19 protein-coding genes are annotated in these 21,224 nt (G+C 59.6%); 4 read left to right on the top strand and 15 right to left on the bottom strand.

Annotation, left to right across the window (positions count from 1 at the left end; translation table 11 throughout):
• Positions 1-297 precede the first annotated feature (297 nt).
• The gene (locus ACCC96_RS25425; protein ID WP_413697249.1) at positions 298-987 is read left to right on the top strand and encodes an energy-coupling factor ABC transporter permease; all 690 of its coding nucleotides are present in this window, start codon (positions 298-300) and stop codon (positions 985-987) included.
• A 63-nt stretch (positions 988-1,050) separates the two neighbouring features.
• Entirely contained in the window at positions 1,051-1,266 is a 216-nt protein-coding gene (locus ACCC96_RS25420; protein WP_007938959.1) for a hypothetical protein, read from the top strand.
• Between the two features lie 9 nt (positions 1,267-1,275).
• Here the strand turns inward: ACCC96_RS25420 and yacG are convergent, their stop codons facing one another.
• From yacG to pilB, 5 genes are read right to left on the bottom strand one after another with little or no spacing between them, the layout of a single operon-like run.
• Entirely contained in the window at positions 1,276-1,476 is a 201-nt protein-coding gene (yacG, locus tag ACCC96_RS25415; RefSeq protein ID WP_007938961.1) for a DNA gyrase inhibitor YacG, read from the bottom strand.
• The gene (gene coaE, locus ACCC96_RS25410; protein WP_413697248.1) at positions 1,473-2,096 is read right to left on the bottom strand and encodes a dephospho-CoA kinase; all 624 of its coding nucleotides are present in this window, start codon (positions 2,094-2,096) and stop codon (positions 1,473-1,475) included. The genes yacG and coaE overlap by 4 nt, the downstream gene beginning before the upstream one ends.
• Positions 2,093-2,965, bottom strand: a complete 873-nt coding sequence (locus tag ACCC96_RS25405) for a prepilin peptidase (protein ID WP_018930187.1) — start codon at positions 2,963-2,965, stop codon at positions 2,093-2,095. Before ACCC96_RS25405 ends, coaE begins: the two co-directional genes overlap by 4 nt.
• Position 2,966: 1 nt before the next feature.
• A complete protein-coding gene (locus tag ACCC96_RS25400; protein ID WP_019650988.1) occupies positions 2,967-4,184 on the bottom strand; it encodes a type II secretion system F family protein in 1,218 nt (405 codons plus the stop codon).
• A gap of 2 nt (positions 4,185-4,186) precedes the next feature.
• The gene (gene pilB, locus ACCC96_RS25395; RefSeq protein ID WP_413697247.1) at positions 4,187-5,887 is read right to left on the bottom strand and encodes a type IV-A pilus assembly ATPase PilB; all 1,701 of its coding nucleotides are present in this window, start codon (positions 5,885-5,887) and stop codon (positions 4,187-4,189) included.
• A gap of 226 nt (positions 5,888-6,113) precedes the next feature.
• Here pilB and ACCC96_RS25390 point away from each other — a divergent pair, with 226 nt between their 5' ends.
• Entirely contained in the window at positions 6,114-6,524 is a 411-nt protein-coding gene (locus ACCC96_RS25390; protein WP_019650990.1) for a pilin, read from the top strand.
• A gap of 325 nt (positions 6,525-6,849) precedes the next feature.
• Positions 6,850-7,206, top strand: a complete 357-nt coding sequence (locus tag ACCC96_RS25385; protein WP_019650991.1) for a BON domain-containing protein — start codon at positions 6,850-6,852, stop codon at positions 7,204-7,206.
• Between the two features lie 327 nt (positions 7,207-7,533).
• Here the strand turns inward: ACCC96_RS25385 and ACCC96_RS25380 are convergent, their stop codons facing one another.
• From ACCC96_RS25380 to ACCC96_RS25335, 10 genes are all read right to left on the bottom strand, one after another.
• Positions 7,534-7,830 (bottom strand): DUF2845 domain-containing protein, encoded by a 297-nt coding sequence (locus tag ACCC96_RS25380; RefSeq protein WP_007938996.1) that lies wholly within the window; start codon positions 7,828-7,830, stop codon positions 7,534-7,536.
• Positions 7,830-10,784, bottom strand: coding sequence for a DUF748 domain-containing protein (locus ACCC96_RS25375; protein WP_413697246.1), 2,955 nt, complete (start codon positions 10,782-10,784; stop codon positions 7,830-7,832). The genes ACCC96_RS25380 and ACCC96_RS25375 overlap by 1 nt, the downstream gene beginning before the upstream one ends.
• A gap of 94 nt (positions 10,785-10,878) precedes the next feature.
• Entirely contained in the window at positions 10,879-11,895 is a 1,017-nt protein-coding gene (locus ACCC96_RS25370) for a class I SAM-dependent rRNA methyltransferase (protein WP_413697245.1), read from the bottom strand.
• Positions 11,896-12,272: 377 nt separating this feature from the next.
• Positions 12,273-14,210: an acetate--CoA ligase gene (gene acs / locus ACCC96_RS25365; protein ID WP_413697244.1), complete on the bottom strand. Its 1,938-nt coding sequence runs from the start codon at positions 14,208-14,210 to the stop codon at positions 12,273-12,275.
• Positions 14,211-14,440: 230 nt separating this feature from the next.
• Positions 14,441-16,105: a glucose-6-phosphate isomerase gene (gene pgi / locus ACCC96_RS25360; protein ID WP_018930196.1), complete on the bottom strand. Its 1,665-nt coding sequence runs from the start codon at positions 16,103-16,105 to the stop codon at positions 14,441-14,443.
• A gap of 228 nt (positions 16,106-16,333) precedes the next feature.
• Positions 16,334-16,714 (bottom strand): aspartate 1-decarboxylase, encoded by a 381-nt coding sequence (panD, locus tag ACCC96_RS25355; RefSeq protein WP_003228271.1) that lies wholly within the window; start codon positions 16,712-16,714, stop codon positions 16,334-16,336.
• A 230-nt stretch (positions 16,715-16,944) separates the two neighbouring features.
• Positions 16,945-17,805, bottom strand: a complete 861-nt coding sequence (gene panC / locus ACCC96_RS25350; protein ID WP_019650995.1) for a pantoate--beta-alanine ligase — start codon at positions 17,803-17,805, stop codon at positions 16,945-16,947.
• Positions 17,802-18,602 carry a 3-methyl-2-oxobutanoate hydroxymethyltransferase gene (gene panB, locus ACCC96_RS25345; RefSeq protein WP_413697243.1) on the bottom strand — a complete coding sequence of 267 codons (801 nt, stop codon included), beginning with the start codon at positions 18,600-18,602 and terminating at the stop codon, positions 17,802-17,804. The genes panC and panB overlap by 4 nt, the downstream gene beginning before the upstream one ends.
• A gap of 335 nt (positions 18,603-18,937) precedes the next feature.
• A complete protein-coding gene (gene folK / locus ACCC96_RS25340; protein WP_413697242.1) occupies positions 18,938-19,423 on the bottom strand; it encodes a 2-amino-4-hydroxy-6-hydroxymethyldihydropteridine diphosphokinase in 486 nt (161 codons plus the stop codon).
• Between the two features lie 3 nt (positions 19,424-19,426).
• Positions 19,427-20,827 (bottom strand): polynucleotide adenylyltransferase PcnB, encoded by a 1,401-nt coding sequence (locus ACCC96_RS25335; protein WP_018930200.1) that lies wholly within the window; start codon positions 20,825-20,827, stop codon positions 19,427-19,429.
• Between the last annotated feature and the right edge of the window lie 397 nt (positions 20,828-21,224).

Raw genomic sequence — 21,224 nt, 5'->3', positions numbered from 1 at the left:
TGGATGGCCGATGGCGGCGGGCCCCCGGAGCAATGCCGGAGTGAGGGCATGCCGAGCCTAGGCGAGGCACCGAATGGAGGGGCAAAAGCGCTTTGGTTACTTTCGCGCTTTTCGAAAGTGACTCGCTGTAAAAGCGAAACCATAAGTCGCCGTTACCGCAGTAACGGATATGTACACGATCAGAAAAGAGCCGCCATATGCCCCCTAATCCTAAAACGCCCCTCCAGAGCAAAGTCGAAGGCCGGTGTAGACTGATGACCTGTTCTCTTCTGGCAAGACAAGGGAGTGTGCCCAGCCATGATCGGTGCCGAGTTACTGTCATCCGAAACCCTGACGGTGGGTTGGCTGATCTATATACCGGCGCTGATCTGGGCAATTGCACGAGCGCCATGGGTCGAACTGTTCAGCGACAGCCGTCGCCAGCATCTGCTATTCGGTACGGTGTTCGCGCTGTTCATGCTGTGGCTGGTGCGACGGGACTTTGATACCGGCGTGTCTTATCACTTCATCGGCATGACCGCCGTGACCTTACTGCTGGATTGGCCGTTGGCGATTGTCGGCGGGTTGGTCGCGCAGGTGGGCTTGGTGTTGCTCGGGCGTCAGGACCTGGCCGCTGTCGGCGTAAACGGAGCGCTGCTGATTCTGCTGCCGGTGCTGGTCACCGAGTGCTGCGCCATCCTGGTGGAGCGCGCGCAGCCACGTAATCCCTTTGTGTATATCTTCTGTTCCGGTTTTTTTGCCGCTGCGCTGTCGGCCTTGTTGTGCCTGATCCTGACGCTCACGCTGCTGTGGTACGACGAAAGATTCGTCATGCCGTACTGGCTGGAAGACTTTGTTGGTTACCTGTGGTTGCTGATTTTTCCGGAAGCGTTCATCAACGGCATGGTGATCAGCGCGTTGGTGGTGTTCTGCCCCGAATGGCTGGAAACGTTCAATCGCACGCGCTATCTATCGGCGCCCTGGAAAGATGACGATCCCGAATCTTGATCCACATCAAATCCAAAAAACGCTGACGAATCCATGCTTCGGAAAACTTTCAGGAGCATCGAAATGAGTGTCTACGAGTGGGCCAGGCAAGAGCTGCGTCAGAGTCTGGATGTGGCGCAAGAGGTGGGTTTCGATCCGGGATTGAGCCTGCGCGCCTTGCTCAGTGCAGTGGTGCAGCAGAGCAAGGCAGTACGCAATATCGAAGACCTGGCCGATGAGTTGCGGTTTCTCGCCGAGAACCTCGACGAGGGTCAGGACTATGGCTTTATGCGGCCCTGATGGCCGGGATCAGTGACGTGGGTCGAAGTCGCCGCTGAACAACTCGTCCTCGGCATCGGGGGGCACCGGGATCTTGTGCTCTTCCGACGCCCAGGCGCCCAGGTCGATCAGTTTGCAACGGTCCGAACAGAATGGCCGGAACTTGTTCTCGGGGCTCCATTCGACAGGGGCGCCACAGGTTGGGCAATCGACGGTCGGGGTTTGGCTCATGACTGGCCTCCACGCAAAGTAAGGTAAAAGTGATGCAGCCGTTCGACCTCGCTGTGCAGCCAGGCGAGGTCGCGGTCGTTGACCACCACATCGTCGGCATGGCTCACGCGGTCCTGTCGGCTGGACTGAGCCTTGAGGATCGCCTGGACTTGCTGTTCGCTGGTCTGGTCACGCTGCAGGGTGCGTTCGATCTGTAGCTGTTCCGGGGCATCGATCACCAGGACCCGTTGGGTCATGGCGTACTGCCCGGACTCGATCAGCAGCGGCGAAACCAGAATCGCATAAGGCGATTGTGCCTTGGCCAGATGATGGGCGATTTCCTCGGCGATCAACGGATGCAGTAGCGCTTCGAGCCAGCGGCGTTCTTCCGGCACCTCGAAGATCAGCTTGCGCAGGGCCGCACGATCCAGCTGGCCATCGGATTGCAACACGCCGGGACCAAAGTGCTCGGCGATTTTTGCCAGTGCCGGGCGACCGGGTTCGACCACCCAGCGAGCCGCATGATCGGCGTCCACCACGTGCACGCCGAGGTCGATGAAGTGCTGCGCGGCCGCGCTTTTGCCGCTGCCGATGCCGCCGGTCAGGCCGAGAATCCAGGGTTTTTCCACAGGGGTATTCATTTCAAACCGACAAACTGCCAATAGAAGCCGGTTATTTGACCACCCCAGAGCAAGGCAATCCAGCCGGCAATGGCCAGATAGGGTCCAAAGGGTAGCGGCGTCGAGGTTTTCGCATCCCGCAGGCGCAGCAAAATCACCCCGAGAATGGCCCCTACCAGCGATGACAGCAGAATGGTCATGGGCAGGATCTGCCAGCCGCCCCAGGCGCCGAGCATCGCCAGCAGCTTGAAGTCACCGTAACCGATGCCGTCCTTGCCGGTGACCAGCTTGAACAGCCAGAACACCGTCCACAGCGCCATGTAGCCGGCCACCGCGCCCCAGAACGCGTCATGCAGTGATACGAAGAGCCCGAAGCTGTTGAGGACCAGTCCCAACCACATCAATGGCATCACCAGTACGTCCGGCAATAGTTGATGTTCGGCATCGATCAGGCTCATCGCCAGCAGGCCCCAACTCAGGACCAGCACCATGCAGGCCTGCCAGCCGAAACCGAAATGCCAGGCGACGAACGCTGACAGCAGGCCGCAGGCCAGTTCGGTCAGCGGGTAACGTTTACTGATCGGCGCTGCACAGCTCGAGCAGCGCCCACGTAAAAACAGATAACTGAGTATTGGAATGTTTTCCCATACTCGAATCCGATGACCGCAGTGGGGACACTCGGAGTGGGGCAATATCAGGTTGTAGGTCGGGCCGGGGGCTTCGGCTGGCAAGTCCAGTACGTCATGGGCCTGCAGGCGCCATTCACGCTCAAGCATTTTCGGCAGGCGCCAGACCACCACGTTGAGAAAACTGCCGATCAGCAGGCCGATCAGCCCTGCGGTCATCACGAAGGCCAGCGGGTTGAGGCTCAGAAATTCGTTCAAGGACATATCAGACCGCTGAGCCGAGTTGGAAGATGGGCAGGTACATTGCAACCACCAGCCCGCCGACGATAACACCCAGCACCACCATGATGAATGGCTCCATCAGGCTGGTCAGGTTATCGACCATGTTGTCCACCTCAGCCTCGTAGAAACTCGCGACCTTGTCGAGCATGTCGTCCAGCGCGCCGGACTCTTCGCCAATGGCCGTCATCTGGATCGCCATGGTCGGAAAAATGCCGGAGGTACGCATGGAAAAATTCAGCTGCATGCCGGTCGAAACGTCCTGCTTGATGCGCAACACCGCTCGCTTGAACACGATATTGCCGGTCGCGCCCGCCACTGACTCCAGGGCTTCGACCAGTGGCACGCCGGCGGCAAACGTCGTCGACAGGGTGCGGGCGTATCGGGCCACGGCGGACTTGTACATGAGCGCGCCAACCAACGGCAGTTTCAGCAGCCAGGTGTCCGTCCGGTCGCGAAAGCCCGGGGAGTTCTTGAAGGCATGGCGCAGGCCGAAGATCCCCCCGGCCAGCACGCCGAGTATCATCCACCACCAGTCCTGCATGAACTCCGACAAGCCGATGACCATCACGGTGAACGCCGGCAGTTCGGCGCCGAACCCCGAGAATACCGACTGGAACTGCGGCACAACCTTGACCAGCAGAATGCCGGTCACAATGATTGCAACGAACACCACCGCCAGCGGGTAGGTCATGGCTTTCTTGATCTTGGCCTTGAGGCTTTCGCTCTTTTCCTTGTAGGTCGCCACCCGTTCCAGCAAGGTATCCAGGGCACCGGCCTGCTCGCCGGCGTCCACCAGGTTGCAGTACAGCTCGTCGAAATACTGGGGCTTTTTGCGCAGGGCCGCGGCGAAGCTGTTACCGGCCGCGACTTCCTGTTTCACCTCGTCCACCAGCTTGCGCATGTTCGGGTTATCAAAGCCTTCGCCGATGATCTCGAACGATTGCAGCAGCGGTACGCCGGCTTTCATCATGGTCGCCATCTGCCGGGTAAACAGGGCAATGTCCAAGGGTTTGATGCGCTTACCGGCACTGAAAATGGACGTGGACTTTTTCCGCACCTTGCCCGGGTTGATGCCCTGCTTGCGCAACTGGGCCTTGATCAGCGCAGGATTTTGTCCGGTCAACTCGCCGGTCATTTTCGCACCTTTGCGATCCGTGCCTTCCCAGGCATACACGCTGATTTTCGCTGCTTTGACCGCCATATTCAGTCCTTCGTGACCCGGTTGATTTCTTCAAGGCTGGTGATGCCTTGCATGGCCTTGAGCAAGCCCGAGGTGCGCAGGTCGTTGAAGCCGTCCTTGCGCATCTGGAGGTCGATCTCCAGTGAATTGCCTTCGGCCATGATCAGCCGTTGCAGGTCAGGGGTGTTCTTTACCACTTCATAAATCCCCACTCGCCCTTTGTAGCCAGCGTTACATTGATTGCAGCCGACCGGTTCATAGATCGTGAACGAGCCGATGCGTTCCTCGGGGAAGCCTTCCTTGAGCAGCGTCTCGCGGGGAATCTCGATGGGTTTCTTGCAATGGCTGCACAACTTGCGCGCCAGGCGCTGGGCAATGATCAGGCTGACCGAGGTCGCAATGTTGAAGCCCTGAATCCCCATGTTGTGCAGGCGGGTCAGGGTTTGCGCGGCGCTGTTGGTGTGCAGGGTTGAAAGCACCATGTGCCCGGTCTGGGCGGCTTTGATGGCAATTTCGGCAGTTTCGAGGTCGCGGATTTCGCCGACCATGATCACGTCCGGGTCCTGGCGCAGAAACGAGCGCAACGCTTGGGCGAAATCCATTCCCTGCCTGGGATTGACGTTGACCTGGTTAACGCCCTCCATGTTGATTTCCACCGGGTCTTCGGCAGTGGAGATGTTGATGTCGACGGTGTTGAGGATGTTCAGCCCGGTATAGAGCGACACGGTCTTGCCTGAACCGGTGGGCCCGGTCACCAGGATCATCCCCTGTGGTTGTTTGAGGGCGGCCATGTACAGGTCTTTCTGCTCCGGCTCATAGCCGAGGGCATCGATGCCCATTTGCGCGCTGGACGGATCGAGGATCCGGATCACCACTTTTTCGCCCCACAGGGTCGGCAGGGTGTTGACCCGGAAGTCGATGGACTTGCTCTTGGACAGGCGCATCTTGATCCGCCCGTCCTGGGGTTTGCGCCGCTCGGAGATGTCGAGACTGGCCATGACTTTGAGCCGGGAAGCAATGCGGTTGGCCAGTTGCGTGGGTGGCTTGGCGACCTCATGCAGGATGCCATCGGTGCGCATCCGCACGCGGTAGGTTTTTTCGTAGGGTTCGAAATGCAGGTCGGAAGAACCGCTCTTGATTGCATCGAGCAACATCTTGTGGACGAAGCGCACCACGGGCGCGTCATCGGTATCCTGTCCGGCGATGGCGTCCTGTTTCTGGTCATCGACCGATTCGATGTCCAGACCGTCGAGGTCGACATCGGCCATCTCTTCCAGGCCGGTGGCGTGGCTGTCGAAGAATTTTTCGATGGCGTCGCTGAGCTTGTCTTCTTCGACCAGGATGGCTTCGGTGTTCAGCCCGGTACTGAACTGGATGTCGTTGATGACCTGTTGATTGCTCGGATCGGAAACCCCCACGAACAGTTTGTTGCCGCGCCGCCAGAGGGGTAGGGCGTGGTGCTGGCGGATCAGTTTTTCGCTGACCAGCCCCTTGGGCTGGGTGTCTTTTTCCAGGCAGTTGAGGTCCAGCAGGGCCATGCCGAAATGCTCCGAAGCCACCTCGGCGACCTGCCAGCTTTTCAGCAGTTTGTTTTGCACCAGATAACTGACCAGTGAGACTCGATCGCGTTGGGCTTGCTGATATGCCTGTTGCGCACTTTGATCAGTGATCAGCTCGGCCAGTACCAATTGCTTGGCCAGACCGCTAAGGGCAATGTCATTCATTGGGATTCCGGACGCAGGCGGTTAATGACTTATAGCCTAGTCAAGCAGTGGAACCAAACCAGCCGAGGTGAGGTGACAAAAAGTGTCAGAAAGTGCGGATCCTGGGGGTAGGAAAGGTCTTTGTCGTGATCCCGAGCCCAGTCTGCAGGGGCGCATACGACTTGGCATGACCTGTGCTGTACCCTGTACAGATCATGAGATTTCGACTCATGCATGGAGCCTGTCTATGAAAAATCAAAATGGTTTTACCCTGATCGAACTGCTGATCGTGGTGGCGATCATCGGGATTCTGGCGACGTTTGCGTTGCCGCAGTATTCGAAGTACCAATCACGGGCGAAGGTCACCGCTGCGCTTGCGGAAATCTCGGCACTGAAGGTGCCTTTCGAAGACATTATGAATCAGGGTACCGATCCTACCCTCGCTTTGATCGGCGGTACGGCGACTACAGGTAACTGCACGATTACGGCATCGGGTACCACCGCTACCGGTGTGGGCACTATTGCCTGCACGATCCTCAATGCTCCAGGGCCTGTGCTCAGCAAAACCATTACGCTTTCGCGTACCCTCGCCGGTGGCTGGACATGCGCCACCACGGCTCTACAAGAGTACGCACCCAAAGGCTGCACCGGCACCTGATCCATACCACCCGGCATAAACAATGCCCCGCTTCTCACGACGCGGGGCATTTTTGTTGGTCATTTGGGCGGGGGCGATTCGGATGATCACGAAAACCCCCGACAATTCATGCCCTTAGGCCTACGCTAAAACCCGCAACTTGCATGTAGATAATGTCGCACTCATGCATTTTGCATGATTTCGAAAGTTGTCATTTTTATTAAGTTGTTGATTTATAGGTATTTATTTTTAGGTCGCTAGTTGGCACAGCGTTCGCACTCTCTCTGGTAACCCTGCTGACAAGACGACACGCAGCAGACTTTCCAGAAGAACAGGAGTTACTCGTATGAAGAAGTTCGCTATCGCTGCCGCTACTGCTACCGCGCTGACCCTGACGATGGTCAACGCTGCATTTGCACAGACCACCCAAACCACCCAGGCTCCCATGACGCTGGCCGCCGGTGAAGTGACCAAAGCCAAGGAAGCTACTTCCGATACCTGGATCACGACCAAAGTCAAAGCAGACCTGGTGACTGAAAAAGGCATCCCTGGCACCGACATCAAAGTCGAAACCAACAAAGGTGTCGTGTCGCTGTCGTCCACTGTTGCGGTGACTGAAGCTCAGAAAACCACCGCCGTGGCCATTGCCAAGAAAATCAAAGGCGTCAAAGCGGTGTCCGCTGACGGCCTGAAAGCCGAGTAAGGCAAGGCTTCTCGCCTGGACCGGGAGAAGATGCGGCAGGCGGGCCAGGTCATACGTCTGTCGCTTTTTGAGAGTTCATGCGAAAGGCCATATGGACGTGGCCGTTACAGGCCCCCGACATTCGTGTCGGGGGCCTGTTCTATTGGGAGCAACGCAAAAACCTGTGGGAGCAAGCCTTTGTGGCGAGGGGGCTTGCCCCCGTTCGATTGCGAAGCAATCGTAAACCGGTTACCGCTTTCCCATTCAAGATCGCAGTGACGGGTTTCAGGGGCGCTCCGCACCCCAACGGGGGCAAGCCCCCTCGCCACACATTGGTTTGTAGTGGGTTCAGTTACCGCGTTTGCTGGTGATTTGAACCAACCGGTTTCCTTCAAAGCGCAGGTACTGGTACATCCCGCTGTTGGGCCCGTAGGTCCATTCCTCGACCTGAAACTCTTCCCGGCGATTGGCGCTGCGCTTGTAGCCGAGCAGGTCACGTGCGACAGGCTCTCCGCATTTTTGCAGCACTTCGCTGGACCTGTCCCCGACGCTGATCAGCTGGCTGCCGCAGCGCAGGGTATCGGCCGCCGCGGCTTGGCCGGCAGCCAATACCAGGGCCAGGCTCACAAGCCATTGCGCGCCCATCACTCGGCATCCAGATGCAAGGCCGTCACCACGCGGCCATCACTTTCGGCCTCGCCGAGGTTGGCGTCGATGAAGTACACGCGGTCATCGGCCAACTGCCCTTTGTCCACCAGGTAGTCCTTGATACTGCTGGCCCGTTCCTGGCCCAGCTGACGCAACAGAACCTCGCTGGAGCTCCAGAAACCGATCACGCTTTCACGCATTTTTTTGCTGCGTTCTTCCTTGCCCAAATCCTTCCATTCCGCGGGCGGCTGGATCTTGAGGCGTGTGCGGTAGATTCCTTCGAGCAGCGGGCCTTTCTCGCTTTCCGGCACTTCCAGCATGGAGGCCTGGGCCGGCACCTTGTCGCCGCGGCGCTGGAGCATTTTGTAGTAGTTGTACTGGTATTCCCGTTCCAGGCGTTGCTCGGCGAGCAGCGGGCCGTCGCTGCTCTTGGCGGCAGTGCCTTCGATTTCCAGGCGCAGGGCCGGACGCTCCTTGAGTGCCTGGGACAGTTTGATCAGTGTTGCTTCGGCTTCCTTGCTCAAGTCACTCGAACCTGGTGCAAACGCCACAGTGCCCAAGTCCTCTGAACCACCGCCGCTGACCAGCCCGCCAATCATTTTGAACGGCGCCGCGGCCGCCTTCACGATCAGATTGCGCAGGGTCTGCCAGATGATCGGCATGATGCTGAACTGCGGGTTGTTCAGGTCGCCGCTCACCGGCAATTCGATGGAAATCTTGCCGTCGACATCCTTGAGCAAGGCAATCGCCAGTTTCAGCGGCAGGCTTACTGCATCCGGACTGTCGACTTTTTCACCCAGTTGCAGCTGCTCGACCACCACTTTGTTTTCGGCCAGGAGCTGACCGTTGGTGATCTTGTAATGCAGATCCAGATTGAGCCGGCCCTTGCGGATGCGGTAGCCGGCGAACTTGCCGGAGTAGGGCGTCAGGGTCGTCAGTTCCACCCGTTTGAAACTGGTGGCGATGTCCAGGCTGGCCATCGGGTCGAACGGGTTGACCGAGCCCTTGATGGTCACCGGCGCATAGCGGTCGACCTTGCCTTTGACGTCGACGTTGGCCGGTTTTACGTGGCGGCTGTCGATGGTGCCGATGTTGCCGTTCAGTTGTTGGACGGCGGTGGCGAAGTTCGGCGTCAGGCTGAAGTCGGCGAAGTTTGCCGAACCGTCATTGATGGCGATGCTGCCAATGTGGATGCCCAGTGGTTTTTCGCTTCCGGTTGCCGGTTTGGCGGCAGCGGTCTTGGCGCCGGAGTCGGCCGGTTGCGGGATCAGCAGGTCATCGATGTTGGTGGTGCGGTCATCGTTGATCATGAAGCGCGCATAGGGCTGGAACAGATTGACCTTGTCGATCGACAGGCTGTCGCCGTGCTGATAGTTCAGGCCTTCGAGCGCCACCTGTTGCCACTTGAGGAAGTCACGGGTTTTCAGAGTGTCGAGGGTATGCAACTGATCGATCTGGGCTTTACCTGTGACGCTGAACGCCAGCGGCTCGGTGCTTTTCAAGTCGACCGCCAGATCACTGCCCAGCATGCCGCTACGCAGTTCGAGGCGAATGAACGGATTGATGTAGGACTGGGCGACGCGCAGGTCGATATCCCTGGTCTGCACGTTCAGTTTGGCGCTGATCGGGGCCAGATTGACCGTGCCGTCCGCCATGATCTTGCCTTGCTTGCCCACGCCCGTGTCGAGCTTGAGGTTGAAAGGGGAGCCATTGAGGCTGTCGAAATTCTGCAGGTCCAGGTTCAGCGGGCCGAGCTCCAGCGCTACGGCGGGTTGTGCCTTGCGGTCGGCCAGGTGCACCTGATAATTACGCAGTTGCACGTCTTTGAGCAGCACCTGCCAGGGCTTGCTCGGCGCAGTCGGTTCGGGCTTCGGTGAATCGGCTGCCGCGGGTGTGCTGGTGGGTTCGGCGTTGGCTTTGGCCGCCTGTTTGGACGGCTGGCTGGCGAACAGTTTTTGCCAATCGAGTTGCCCATCGGCTTCGAGGGCTGCCCAGGTTTCCAGTTTCTGGCTGCGGATCTTGCCGACCATCACTTGTTGCTTGGCCAGGTCCACGGTGGTGTCGCTGATGTCCAGACGTTCGAGCTTCGCCAGCGGTCGGCCGTCCGGCGCCTTGATGGCGAAAGGCGCAACGCTGACGGCGACGTTGTCCAGCAGCAGTTCGGTGCCTTTGTTCAGATTGAGTTTGTAGTCAGTGCTCAGGTTCAGGACGCCATTTTCCAGGACCAGTGGCACTGCATCGCGCACGTAGGGCCAGAAGGATTTCATCTTGCCATCGGTGATTTTCAGCTTACCTTCAGAGGCGATCGGGCTCAGGCTGAAATTGCCGGTCCAGTCGATCTGCCCGCCGGCGGGGCCGACCGCGACCAGGGTCATGTCGGCGTTGTCGTCGGGCAGGGTGCTGAGGTTCTTCAGCTCGAAATCGAGTTTGTCGTAGAGGAACTCGATGGGCTCGCTGGGCCGGGCATCTACGAAATGTACGTAGCCGCCGGCCAGTTTGATCCGCTCCACGCGCAGCGGGAAGGGTTTGGCGTTCGGGTCGACCGGGGTCGGTTCGCTGGCGGGGATTTTGAACAGCCCGAGAAGATTGAGCTGGCCGTCCTTGCCGAAGAGTATTTCGGTCTTGGGTTTGTCCAGTTCGATATCGGACAGATGCAGCGCCTTGGTCCACAGGCTGTCGATCTGCAGGTTGGCGTACAGGCGTTCGAAGCCCACTTGTTCCTTGCCCGGCTCGCCGATGATCAGGCCCCAAAGGGTTACTTCAAGGCTGAACGGGTTGAGTTCGATCCGCGAAATCGTCGCGGGCGTCGTGGCGTAGTTGGCCAATTGCTGGTTGGCAACCCGCAACGCGATGCCCGGCAAAATCAGAAACCCCAGCAGGCTGTAAAGGGCCAGGGCTGTTAACAGGGCGCCGATAGCGCGGATCAATCCTTTGGGCATGTGTGGCTTCATCTGTCGGAATCGGAGTGCCTTGGAGTATGGCATGCGTTTGCGGTTCCGAAGCAATCACGCTTTATAGGATTTGTCTGATAATGGGTGTGGATTTTCAGAGCTGCAGGATCAGCGTTTTCAGCGGCGGTTGTTGATCCATCGACGGAAAGTCGCTGCCCGGTGTCAGCGCTGTCCACTCACGCACCGGGCGCCCGGCCTTCTCTGCGCAGCGCAGCACTTGCTCGCGCCAATCGTCCATGCTGACCTTCGCCAGGTTGTTGCAGCAGATCAACACGCCATTGTCGGCAGTGGTCAGCAGTGCCGGTTTGAGCAGGCTCTGGTAGTCGCGCAACAGGTCGACCGTGCCGAATGCACTCTTGGCCCAGGCCGGTGGATCGAGCAGCACCAGATCGTACTGACGCTGCTCCAGACGTTGATAGCTTGGCAGTTTCTGCCCGCGACGCTGGCTGATCGGCAGGCCGGCCAATTGACGAATCGCCGGGAAGTAATCGGACTGGATGAACTCCATGGTCGGCAAATGCGGGTTGAGTAGACCGTTCTCGCGGCCGACCGCCAGGTTGCCTTCGGCAAAGTCCAGGTTGCACACCTCGCTGGCACCACCGGCCGCAGCGCAGAGACCGACGCCACAGGTGTAGGCAAACAGGTTCAGCACACTTTTGTTTTTGCTGTGCGCCTTGACCCAGCCGCGGGCATTGCGCAGGTCGAGAAACAGCAACGGGTCCTGGCCGGCATGGCGCCCGCGAACCCGATAATTCAGCCCCCATTCGTGGCCGATCAAGTCTTGCAGGGCGGCCTCGTCGGCGCGGTACACGGTGTCTTCGCGGTCGATGCGCGAGTTGCCGCGGGAGCGGTCGTTGTACACCAGCAGGGTATCGAGGCCCAGCTGTTGATTGATGGTCTCGTGCAATTGCAGCAGGGCGTCACGCTCCAGTGACTGATGAAAGCTTTGCACCAACAGTTGTGGGCCGTAGCGGTCGATGGTCAAGCCGCCGGCACCTTCCTGGCTGCCGTGGAACAGGCGATAGCAATCGGTGCCTTGCTGATGCAGCTCGGCGAGCAGGTCCTGGCGACGATCGAGGGCGGCGCACAGCGCCTGATTCAAGGAAGACATGCTGGGCGCCTTGCTGGAGGGAATTGAGGGCGCGGGAGTTTAACAGCTTGGCGCAGAATCGAGGTGCTCTGTGGTGAGGGGGCTTGTCGGACCGCCGTAGCGCCCCGTTTGAGTACGTAGCACTCACAAAATCTTTGGTACATAGAGATTTTGGGGCCGCTTCGCAGCCCAACGGGAGCAAGCTCCCTCGCCACAGGGGATTGGTGTCTCGAACAGGCTTACATGCGTTCGCCTCGAACACAGCCATAGGGCGGTTCCAAATGCGAACCGCCCGGTCGGGTTGTATGCGCGCCGGTCTTGGCCCGGCAAACCCGGATGCCGGAGCCGCTGCCTCGAACCGCCGAAAGGCTCGACCAAACGGCGGATGCACGAGCGAGTTACAGGTTCAGGCGTTTGTCGATCAAGCCCTGCACCACGCTCGGGTCGGCGAGGGTCGAGGTGTCGCCGAGGCTGTCCAGTTCGTTGCAGGCGATCTTGCGCAGGATCCGTCGCATGATTTTGCCCGAACGGGTTTTCGGCAGGGCCGGGGCCCACTGGATCAAGTCCGGTTTGGCGAAGCTGCCGATTTCCTGGCTGACATGGGCCAGCAGTTCTTTCTTCAGATCGTCGTTGGGGTCGATGCCGTTCATGGGGGTGACGAAGGCGTAGATCCCCTGGCCTTTGATGTCATGGGGGTAACCGACCACGGCGGCCTCGGCGATGCTGTCGTGCAGCACCAGCGCGCTCTCCACTTCGGCGGTGCCGATGCGGTGCCCGGAGACGTTGATTACGTCGTCGATGCGCCCGGTGATCCAGTAATCGCCGTCCTCGTCGCGGCGTGCGCCATCGCCGGTGAAGTAGTAGCCGGGGTAGGGCTTGAAGTAGGTTTCGACCATCCGTTTCGGATCGCCGTAGACGCTGCGGATCTGCGCTGGCCAACTGGACTTGATGGCCAGCACGCCGCTGCCGGCGCCTTTGATTTCCTTGCCGTGCTCATCGAGCAACACCGGTTGCACGCCGAACATCGGTTGGGTGGCGCAACCGGGTTTGACCCGTTGGGTGCTGACCAGCGGGCTGAGCATGATGCCGCCGGTTTCGGTCTGCCACCAGGTATCGACAATCGGGCAGCGTTGCTCGCCGACCGTATTGAAATACCACTCCCAGGCTTCCGGGTTAATCGGCTCGCCGACAGTGCCGAGTAAGCGCAGGCTCTCGCGGGACGTTTCCTTCAACGGCCCGGGACCTTCACGCATCAACGCGCGCAGGGCGGTCGGGGCGGTGTAGAAGATGTTCACGTGGTGCTTGTCGATCACCTGCCAGAAGCGCGAGGTGCTGGGGTAGCTCGGTACGCCTTCGAAGATCAGCGTGGTCGCGCCGTTGGCCAGCGGCCCGTAGACGATGTAGCTGTGGCCGGTGACCCAGCCGACGTCGGCGGTGCACCAGAAGACTTCACCGTCGCGATAGTCGAGCACGTATTTGAAGGTCATCGCCGCTTGCAGCAGGTAGCCGCCAGTGGTGTGCAGCACGCCTTTGGGTTTACCGGTGCTGCCGGAGGTGTAGAGGATGAACAGCGGGTCTTCGGCGTCCATCGGCTCTGGCGGGCAATCGTCACCGACATCGCGCAGGGCTTGGTGATACCAGAGGTCGCGGTCTTCAACCCAATTCACCTGGTTTTGGGTGTGCTCGACCACGATCACGCTGCTGACGTGCGGACAACTTTGCAGGGCCTTGTCGACGTTCTGTTTGAGCGGCACGAATTTACCGCCGCGCACGCCTTCATCGGCGGTGATTACGGTGCGGCAGTCGGCGTCGAGGATCCGGTCACGCAGTGAGTCTGGGGAGAATCCGCCGAACACCACCGAATGAATCGCGCCGATCCGCGCACAGGCGAGCATGGCGTAGGCGGCTTCGGGGATCATCGGCATGTAGATGCACACGCGGTCGCCTTTCTTCACGCCACGGCTTTTGAGCACGTTGGCCAGTCGACAGACGTTGTGATGGAGTTTTTTGTAGGTGATCTGGATGGATTCGGCGGGGTCATCGCCTTCCCAGATGATCGCGGTTTGATCGCCACGCTTTTCCAGATGACGATCGATGCAGTTGTAACTGACGTTTAACTTTCCGCCGGCAAACCAGCTTGCGTCACCGGTTTTCAGGTCGTACCGCTGAACGGTCTGCCACGGCGTGCTCCAGTCGAGGAACCGTGTGGCCTGTTCGGCCCAGAAGGTGCTGGGGTGCTCAATGGATTCACGGTACAGGCGCTTATAGTCGTCCTGACTCAACTGTGCAGCCCGGCGGACGGCATCGGCTTTGGGGAACGTGCTGATATCGAACATGACGGTTCCTTATTCTTGTTTTGCGACAAGAGGGGAGCTGCGCGACCCTCGTAGGAGCTGCCGAAGGCTGCGATCTTTTGATCTTGTTTTTTACAACCAGGATCAAAAGATCGCAGCCTTCGGCCGCTCCTACAGTGATAGCGCACGCCACCGATTTTGCAGTAAACCCGGTGCCGTGGAACTGTCGGTGCTGCAAGTTGAAGGGGCGGGTAAACCGCCCCTTCAGCCTATCACCCGCGGTGACGACCGCGGAAGTAGTTGATCAGGCCTTGGGTGGAAGCATCGTCGGCCGGGGTTTCTTCGCTGCCGACCAGGCGGTTGTAGACACCTTTGCCCAGCTCTTTACCCAACTCCACACCCCACTGGTCGAAGGCATTGATGCCCCAGACCACGCTTTGCACGAAGACTTTGTGTTCGTACAACGCCACCAGTGCGCCAAGACGCCGGGGGCTGATGCGTTCGAGCACCAGGGTGTTGCTCGGACGGTTGCCCGGGATCACCTTGTGCGCGGCCAGTTTTTGCACTTCATCCTCGGCCATACCCTTGTCACGCAGCTCGGCTTCAGCCTCGGTGCGGGTCTTGCCGAGCATCAATGCCTGGCTTTGCGACAGGCAGTTGGCGTACAGCCACTGGTGGTGGTCGGACACCGGGTTGAAGCTGACGATCGGCACGATAAAGTCGGCCGGAATCAGCTGGGTGCCCTGGTGCAGCAACTGGTGATAAGCGTGCTGACCGTTGCAGCCGACGCCGCCCCAGATCACCGGGCCGGTATCGGTGGACACTGGCGTGCCGTCCTGGCGCACGCTCTTGCCGTTGGATTCCATGTCCAGCTGTTGCAAGTGTTTGGTGATGTTGCGCAGGTAGTGGTCGTACGGCAGGATCGCGTGGCTTTGCGCGCCCCAGAAGTTGCCGTACCAGACGCCGAGCAACGCCAGCAGCACTGGCATGTTCTGTTCGAATGGCGCGCTCTGGAAGTGCTGGTCCATGGTGTAGGCACCGGACAGCAGCTCCTTGAAGTTCGACATGCCGATGGCCAGTGCAATCGGCAGACCGATAGCCGACCACAGTGAGTAACGCCCGCCGACCCAGTCCCACATAGGGAAGATGTTTTCTTCGCGAATACCGAACGCCACCGCCGCAGCATTGTTGCTGGAAACGGCGATGAAGTGACGGTACAGCTCGGCTTCCGAACCACCCTGAGCCAGATACCAGGCGCGTGCGGCCTGGGCGTTTTTCAGGGTTTCGAGGGTGTTGAAGGATTTCGACGAGACGATGAACAGCGTGGTCTCGGCGCGCAGCTTCATGGTCAGTTCGTGGAATTCACTGCCGTCGATGTTCGCCAGGTAATGGCAGCGCACGCCTTTCTGGGCGTAGGACAGCAGCGCTTCGGACACCAGCTCTGGGCCGAGGAACGAGCCACCGATGCCGATGTTCACCACGTCAGTGATCGGCTTCTCGGTGTAACCGCGCCACAAACCGTCGTGGATACGGCCCACGAGGTCGGTGATCTGGTTCAGCACTTTGTGTACGTCGGGCATCACGTTGACGCCGTTGACCGACAGCTTGTCACCCACCGGGCGGCGCAGTGCGGTGTGCAGGGCCGGGCGACCTTCGGAAGCGTTGACGATTTCGCCCGAGAACAGCGCTTTGATCGCGCCCTTGAGGTCGACTTCGTTGGCCAGGCCCACCAGCAGATTGCGGGTCTCGGCGTTGATCAGGTTCTTCGAGTAGTCGAGAAACAGGCCGCAGCTGCTGAGGGTGAATTGATTAAAACGCTGCGGATCGGCATTAAAGGCTTCGCGCATGCTGAAATCCTGCATGGCTTGGCGGTGGTCATTCAGCGCTTGCCAAGCGGGCAGAGCGGTAACGTCGTGAGGAGTGCGGTAATACGCCATCGCTGCGGTTTTCCTTTTACTTGAACGGCCTTTTGAACACTAAAAATCCCGGAGCGCTGTGGGTGGGCGTCCGGTCAACTGCGTCGACACGATTTCTGGCGCAGGGCGAATACAGTAAACCTCGCGCTGCAATCTGTCTTGACTTTGTCTGACCTGCTCCCGGTACTTTTTTAACATTTAACCAGGAGCGGTCCGACAAACGGAAAGCTGGCAGGGGGGGCGGTTCGGTCAGGCGACCTGAACCGGAATGGCATTGCTGGTGTGGCTCAGTTCGTTACCCGGCGCCATGTAGAGCATGCGCGGCTTGAAGTTGAGCAGTTCGGCTTCGCTGTAGTGAGCGTAAGCGCAGATGATCACGCGGTCGCCGACCTTGGCCTTGTGGGCCGCGGCACCGTTGACCGAGATCATGCGCGAACCTTCTTCGCCACGAATCGCGTAGGTGGTGAAGCGTTCGCCGTTGTCGACGTTGTAGATCTGGATCTGTTCGTACTCACGGATGCCGGACAGGTCCAGCCATTCGCCGTCGATGGCGCAAGAGCCTTCGTAATCGAGTACAGCATGGGTGACTTCGGCGCGATGCAGCTTGGCCTTGAGCATGATGGCGTGCATGAGTGTTTCCCCGGGTCGGAATCGAACGGGGGGCAGTTTGCCCGAAGGCTTTGTGGGCGGCAATACAGTCTGGAAACGACGCAGATCTAATGTGGGAGCGGGCCTGTGGCGAGGGGGCTTGCCCCCGTTTGAGTGCATAGCACTCACAGGATCTTTGATATATCAGAGATTTTGGGGCTGCTTCGCAGCCCAACGGGGGCAAGCCCCCTCGCCACAGGGTTTTGCGGTGTTCAGGCGGGTGCGTCGAGGTTCAGATGCAGGTTGTCGATCAACCGCGTCGTGCCGAGGAACGCCGCCACCAGAATCACCAGATCCCGATCTTGCGCTGTCGCCGGACGCAAGGTCAGCGCATGGCGAATTTCCAGGTAATCCGGACGCAGACCAGCGGCTTCCAGTTGCTTGATCTGCTCGTTGATCAGCGTCGGGTAATCGCGCTCGCCCTGTTTGATCGCGTCGCTGATCCGGGTCAGTGTGCGATAGACCTCTGGTGCGATGGCCCGCTGTTCTTCGCTGAGGAAACCATTGCGTGACGACAACGCCAGACCGTCGGCGGCCCGTACGGTCGGTTCGCCGATGATCTGGATCGGCATGTTCAGGTCGTGCACCAGGGCGCGAATCACCGCCAGTTGCTGGAAGTCTTTCTGGCCAAAGATCGCCAGGTCCGGCTGGACCATGTTGAACAGTTTGCTGACTACCGTCGCCACCCCTTCGAAATGCCCCGGACGGCTGGCACCGCACAGACCTTCAGACAGTTGCGGAACGCTGACGCGGGTCTGGCCGGCCATGCCGTCGGGGTACATTTCTTCGACGGTTGGGGCAAACAGCAGATGGCAACCGGCCTGGAGCAGTTTCTCCTGATCGGCGGCCAGGGTCCGCGGGTATTTGTCGAGGTCTTCGCCAGCGCCGAATTGCAGCGGGTTGACGAAAATGCTCGCGACCACGAAATCCACCCGTTGGCTGGCTTTGGTAATCAGCGCGATATGCCCGCTGTGCAGGTTGCCCATGGTCGGCACAAAGCCGATGCGCTTGCCTTCGCTACGGGCGCGGGCCACCGCGGCCCGCAGTTCGCGTACGGTTTTTACGGTGTTCATGCAGAGAATCCGTGTTCGATGCCAGGGAAAGTCGCCGCTTTGACTTCAGTGACGTAGGCGCTCAAGGCGGCTTGAATGCTGGTTTGGCCGGTCATGAAGTTCTTCACGAACTTTGGCACGCGGCCGGTCATGGACAAGCCCAGCATGTCGTGCAGAACCAGGACCTGACCGTCGGTGCCACTGCCGGCGCCAATGCCAATCACCGGGATCTTCACCGCCTGGCTGATTTCTTCGGCCAGTTCGCTCGGTACGCATTCGAGCAGCAGCATGGCCGCGCCGGCCTGTTCCAGGGAAATCGCGTCGGCACGCATCTGCCGTGCCTGGTTCTCATTGCGGCCCTGGACTTTATAGCCGCCGAGGATGTTGACCGATTGCGGTGTCAGCCCCATGTGCGCGCACACCGGGATGCCGCGTTCGGCCAGCAGACGGATCGAGTCCGCGAGCCACAATGCCCCTTCAACCTTGACCATGTGCGCACCGGCCTGCATCAACAGCGCGCTGTTGGTCATGGTTTGTTCAATGGTGGCGTAGGCCATGAAGGGCAGGTCGGCGAGGATCAGGGCATCGGTGTTGCCGCGTTTGACGGCTGCCACGTGGTAGGCCATTTCAGCAGTGGTCACCGGCAGGGTGCTGTCATGACCTTGCAAGACCATGCCGAGGGAGTCGCCCACCAGCAGCACTTCAACCCCGGCCTCATTGCAGGCGTGGGCGAAGGTCGCGTCATAGCAGGTCAGCATGGTGATCTTTTCACCTGTCTGCTTGAGGCTCTGGAGCGTGGTCAGGGTGATGGCTGGCATGAAAAAAATCCTCATTACAGGCGCTATGAAAACTACTGCGAGTAACGCGCGTGATTCGTCATTTATACAGGCGCACCCTCTTTCGTGGTGCTTGTAAGGCCTGGACTGCGCCCTTTAGCGCCGCGTTGGCGGCAGCGGGACGCCTATAGTCGTGAGGAGAACCCGGGAAGTCAATTGCGTGTGTTACCGCATTGTTACGTGTGGGGTGTTACCGACGTTACTGATGCGATTCAGCAGATTAGCGATGGGCTTGTCTCGTCAAAAGATCGCAGCCTTCGGCAGCTCCTACTGATGTATGTAGGAGCTGCCGAAGGCTGCGATCTTTTGGCGGCAACTCAGGCTGCCGGGAGGCGTTCCAGGCCGACGAACGGGCAGGCGGCGAGTAATTCTGCGAGGGTGCGGCCGTCAGCCAGGCGCAAGTCCGCTGATGCCAGTTCGGCCAGCGGATAGAGCACAAAGGCTCGTTCCTGCAGGTGATAGTGAGGGACTTTGAGGCGCGGTTCGTCGATCAGTCGATCGCCGAACAACACGATGTCCAGATCCAGCGTGCGCGGGCCCCAGCGTTCAAGGCGCTGGCGGCCTTGTCCGTTCTCGATGGCTTGCAGGGCATCGAGCAGCTCCAGCGGCGCGAGGCGGCTGTCGAGAGCGGCGACCGCGTTGGTATAACGCGGTTGGCCGGGCAGCAGCGAGTCGCTTTGATAAAACCCGGAAACGCCGACCAGTTCGGTCTGCGGCAAGCGTGCCAAGGACTCGACAGCGCTGCGCAACTGTTCGGCAGGGTCAGCCAGATTGCTGCCCATGCCGATGTAGATGCGTTCCATGGCTTATTCGCCTGTCGTGCTCGAGGCGCCGGCAGCGCGTTTGCGTTTGGCTCCGCCACTGCGGCGACGTTTGCGCGGAGCTCCGCTGCCGTCGTCCTTGCCGCTGAGTTCGCGGATCATGTCCCGACGTTCGCTGTCGTTGGCGTCCTGATAGTCGGTCCACCATTCGCCCAGGCCATCAGTCTGTTCGCCAGCGCTTTCGCGCAGCAGCAGGAAGTCGTAACCGGCACGGAACCGCGGGTTGTCCAGCAACAGGTCGGCCCGCTTGCCGCTGCGGCGCGGCAGACGCTCCTGCATGTCCCAGATCTCGCGGATCGGCATGGTGAAGCGTTTTGGAATCGCAATACGCTGGCACTGTTCGGCGATCAGCTCATGCGCTGCTTCCTGCATCGCTGGAATCGGCGGCATGCCACGTTCTTGCAAGCGCAGCACGCGGGCCGGCAGGGCAGGCCAGAGCAGGGCGGCGAACAGGAACGCCGGGGTGACCGGTTTGTTCTGCTTGATCCGCAAGTCCGTGTTGATCAGTGCTTCACTGATCAGCGTGTGGGTGTACGTCGGGTTGTATTCCAGTGCCTCGGCACTGGCCGGGAACAGCGGATCGAACAGCTGCAGGTCGACCAGCATCTCGAAGGTGTCCGCGGCGTGGCCGGAGAGGAACAGCTTGAGCACTTCTTCGAACAGACGGGCCGATGGAATCTCGCGCAGCATCGGTGCCAGATCACGGATCGGCAGGGCGCTGTGCTTCTCGATACCGAAATTCAGCTTGGCGGCGAAACGCACGGCCCGCAGCATCCGCACCGGGTCTTCCTGGTAGCGCTGCTTCGGATCGCCGATCAGGCGGATCAGGTGATTGCGGATGTCGTGTACGCCATTGGCGTAGTCGAGAATGCGCTCGCTGACCGGATCGTAATACAAGGCGTTGATGGTGAAGTCGCGGCGTTGCGCGTCTTCTTCCAGGGTGCCGTAGACGTTATCGCGCAGGATGCGCCCGCTTTCGTTGCGGGAAGACTGGTTGCTGTCTTCGTCCTCGTCGTTTTGCGGGTGATTGGCGCGGAAGGTCGCGACTTCGATGATTTCGCGGCCAAAGTGGATATGCACCAGTTTGAAGCGACGACCGATGATCCGCGCGTTGCGGAATTCGGCCCGTACCTGTTCAGGGGTGGCACTGGTGGCGACGTCGAAATCTTTCGGCGTGATGCCGAGCAGCATGTCACGCACACAGCCGCCGACCAGGTAAGCCTGGTAACCGGCGTTCTGCAAGCGTTCGACGATGTTGACCGCGTAACGGCTGAATTGCGCCTTTTGCAGCGAATGTTGGCCGCTATTGAGCACTTCAGGCGTGCTGCGGATGTGTTGCGTACGACGCAGGGGAGAACGGAATGACTGGAACAGCTTCTTCAGCATGGGATGCACTGTTTGAAGGAATGTTCGGCCATAACGAAGAATGACCGCATGATGGGCCGGGATTCTAGCATTTAGTCGGGGGATGGTGTAGGAAGCTGCGCAAGCGCTTGAAGGGGAATGTCTTGAAAGGGGCGGTTTTGTAGCAGCTGCCGAGCAGCGCGAGGCTGCGTTCGGCGGCGAAGCCGTCGTAAAACCAGAGATTGCGGTGTGTCAGTAGGAACCGGTTGCCCGTATTTGCGACTGCTGCGCAGTCGAACGCAGACTCGCGCTGCTCGGCAGCTGCTACAGACAGAGAATGCCAAACGGCAGAAACCACAAGGGGAGCCGAAGCTCCCCCAGAAGTAGTTGCGTGCTCTATTTTTATTATTGGTTTCGGGCTTCTTGTTTTTGTTGAGCG

The sequence above is a fragment of the Pseudomonas sp. Pseusp11 genome (genome assembly GCF_047304405.1).
Lineage (GTDB): Bacteria > Pseudomonadota > Gammaproteobacteria > Pseudomonadales > Pseudomonadaceae > Aquipseudomonas.
The sequence above is the reverse complement of the archived record's forward strand: the minus strand, read 5'-3'. Positions and strand labels throughout refer to the sequence as shown.

Coding starts and splice junctions, on each gene's coding strand:
- ACCC96_RS25425 (WP_413697249.1), top strand. CDS start 298: ATGATCGGTGCCGAGTTACTGTCATCCGAAACCCTGACGGTGGGTTGG.
- ACCC96_RS25420 (WP_007938959.1), top strand. CDS start 1,051: ATGAGTGTCTACGAGTGGGCCAGGCAAGAGCTGCGTCAGAGTCTGGAT.
- yacG (WP_007938961.1), bottom strand. CDS start 1,476: ATGAGCCAAACCCCGACCGTCGATTGCCCAACCTGTGGCGCCCCTGTC.
- coaE (WP_413697248.1), bottom strand. CDS start 2,096: ATGAATACCCCTGTGGAAAAACCCTGGATTCTCGGCCTGACCGGCGGC.
- ACCC96_RS25405 (WP_018930187.1), bottom strand. CDS start 2,965: ATGTCCTTGAACGAATTTCTGAGCCTCAACCCGCTGGCCTTCGTGATG.
- ACCC96_RS25400 (WP_019650988.1), bottom strand. CDS start 4,184: ATGGCGGTCAAAGCAGCGAAAATCAGCGTGTATGCCTGGGAAGGCACG.
- pilB (WP_413697247.1), bottom strand. CDS start 5,887: ATGAATGACATTGCCCTTAGCGGTCTGGCCAAGCAATTGGTACTGGCC.
- ACCC96_RS25390 (WP_019650990.1), top strand. CDS start 6,114: ATGAAAAATCAAAATGGTTTTACCCTGATCGAACTGCTGATCGTGGTG.
- ACCC96_RS25385 (WP_019650991.1), top strand. CDS start 6,850: ATGAAGAAGTTCGCTATCGCTGCCGCTACTGCTACCGCGCTGACCCTG.
- ACCC96_RS25380 (WP_007938996.1), bottom strand. CDS start 7,830: ATGGGCGCGCAATGGCTTGTGAGCCTGGCCCTGGTATTGGCTGCCGGC.
- ACCC96_RS25375 (WP_413697246.1), bottom strand. CDS start 10,784: ATGAAGCCACACATGCCCAAAGGATTGATCCGCGCTATCGGCGCCCTG.
- ACCC96_RS25370 (WP_413697245.1), bottom strand. CDS start 11,895: ATGTCTTCCTTGAATCAGGCGCTGTGCGCCGCCCTCGATCGTCGCCAG.
- acs (WP_413697244.1), bottom strand. CDS start 14,210: ATGTTCGATATCAGCACGTTCCCCAAAGCCGATGCCGTCCGCCGGGCT.
- pgi (WP_018930196.1), bottom strand. CDS start 16,105: ATGGCGTATTACCGCACTCCTCACGACGTTACCGCTCTGCCCGCTTGG.
- panD (WP_003228271.1), bottom strand. CDS start 16,714: ATGCACGCCATCATGCTCAAGGCCAAGCTGCATCGCGCCGAAGTCACC.
- panC (WP_019650995.1), bottom strand. CDS start 17,805: ATGAACACCGTAAAAACCGTACGCGAACTGCGGGCCGCGGTGGCCCGC.
- panB (WP_413697243.1), bottom strand. CDS start 18,602: ATGCCAGCCATCACCCTGACCACGCTCCAGAGCCTCAAGCAGACAGGT.
- folK (WP_413697242.1), bottom strand. CDS start 19,423: ATGGAACGCATCTACATCGGCATGGGCAGCAATCTGGCTGACCCTGCC.
- ACCC96_RS25335 (WP_018930200.1), bottom strand. CDS start 20,827: ATGCTGAAGAAGCTGTTCCAGTCATTCCGTTCTCCCCTGCGTCGTACG.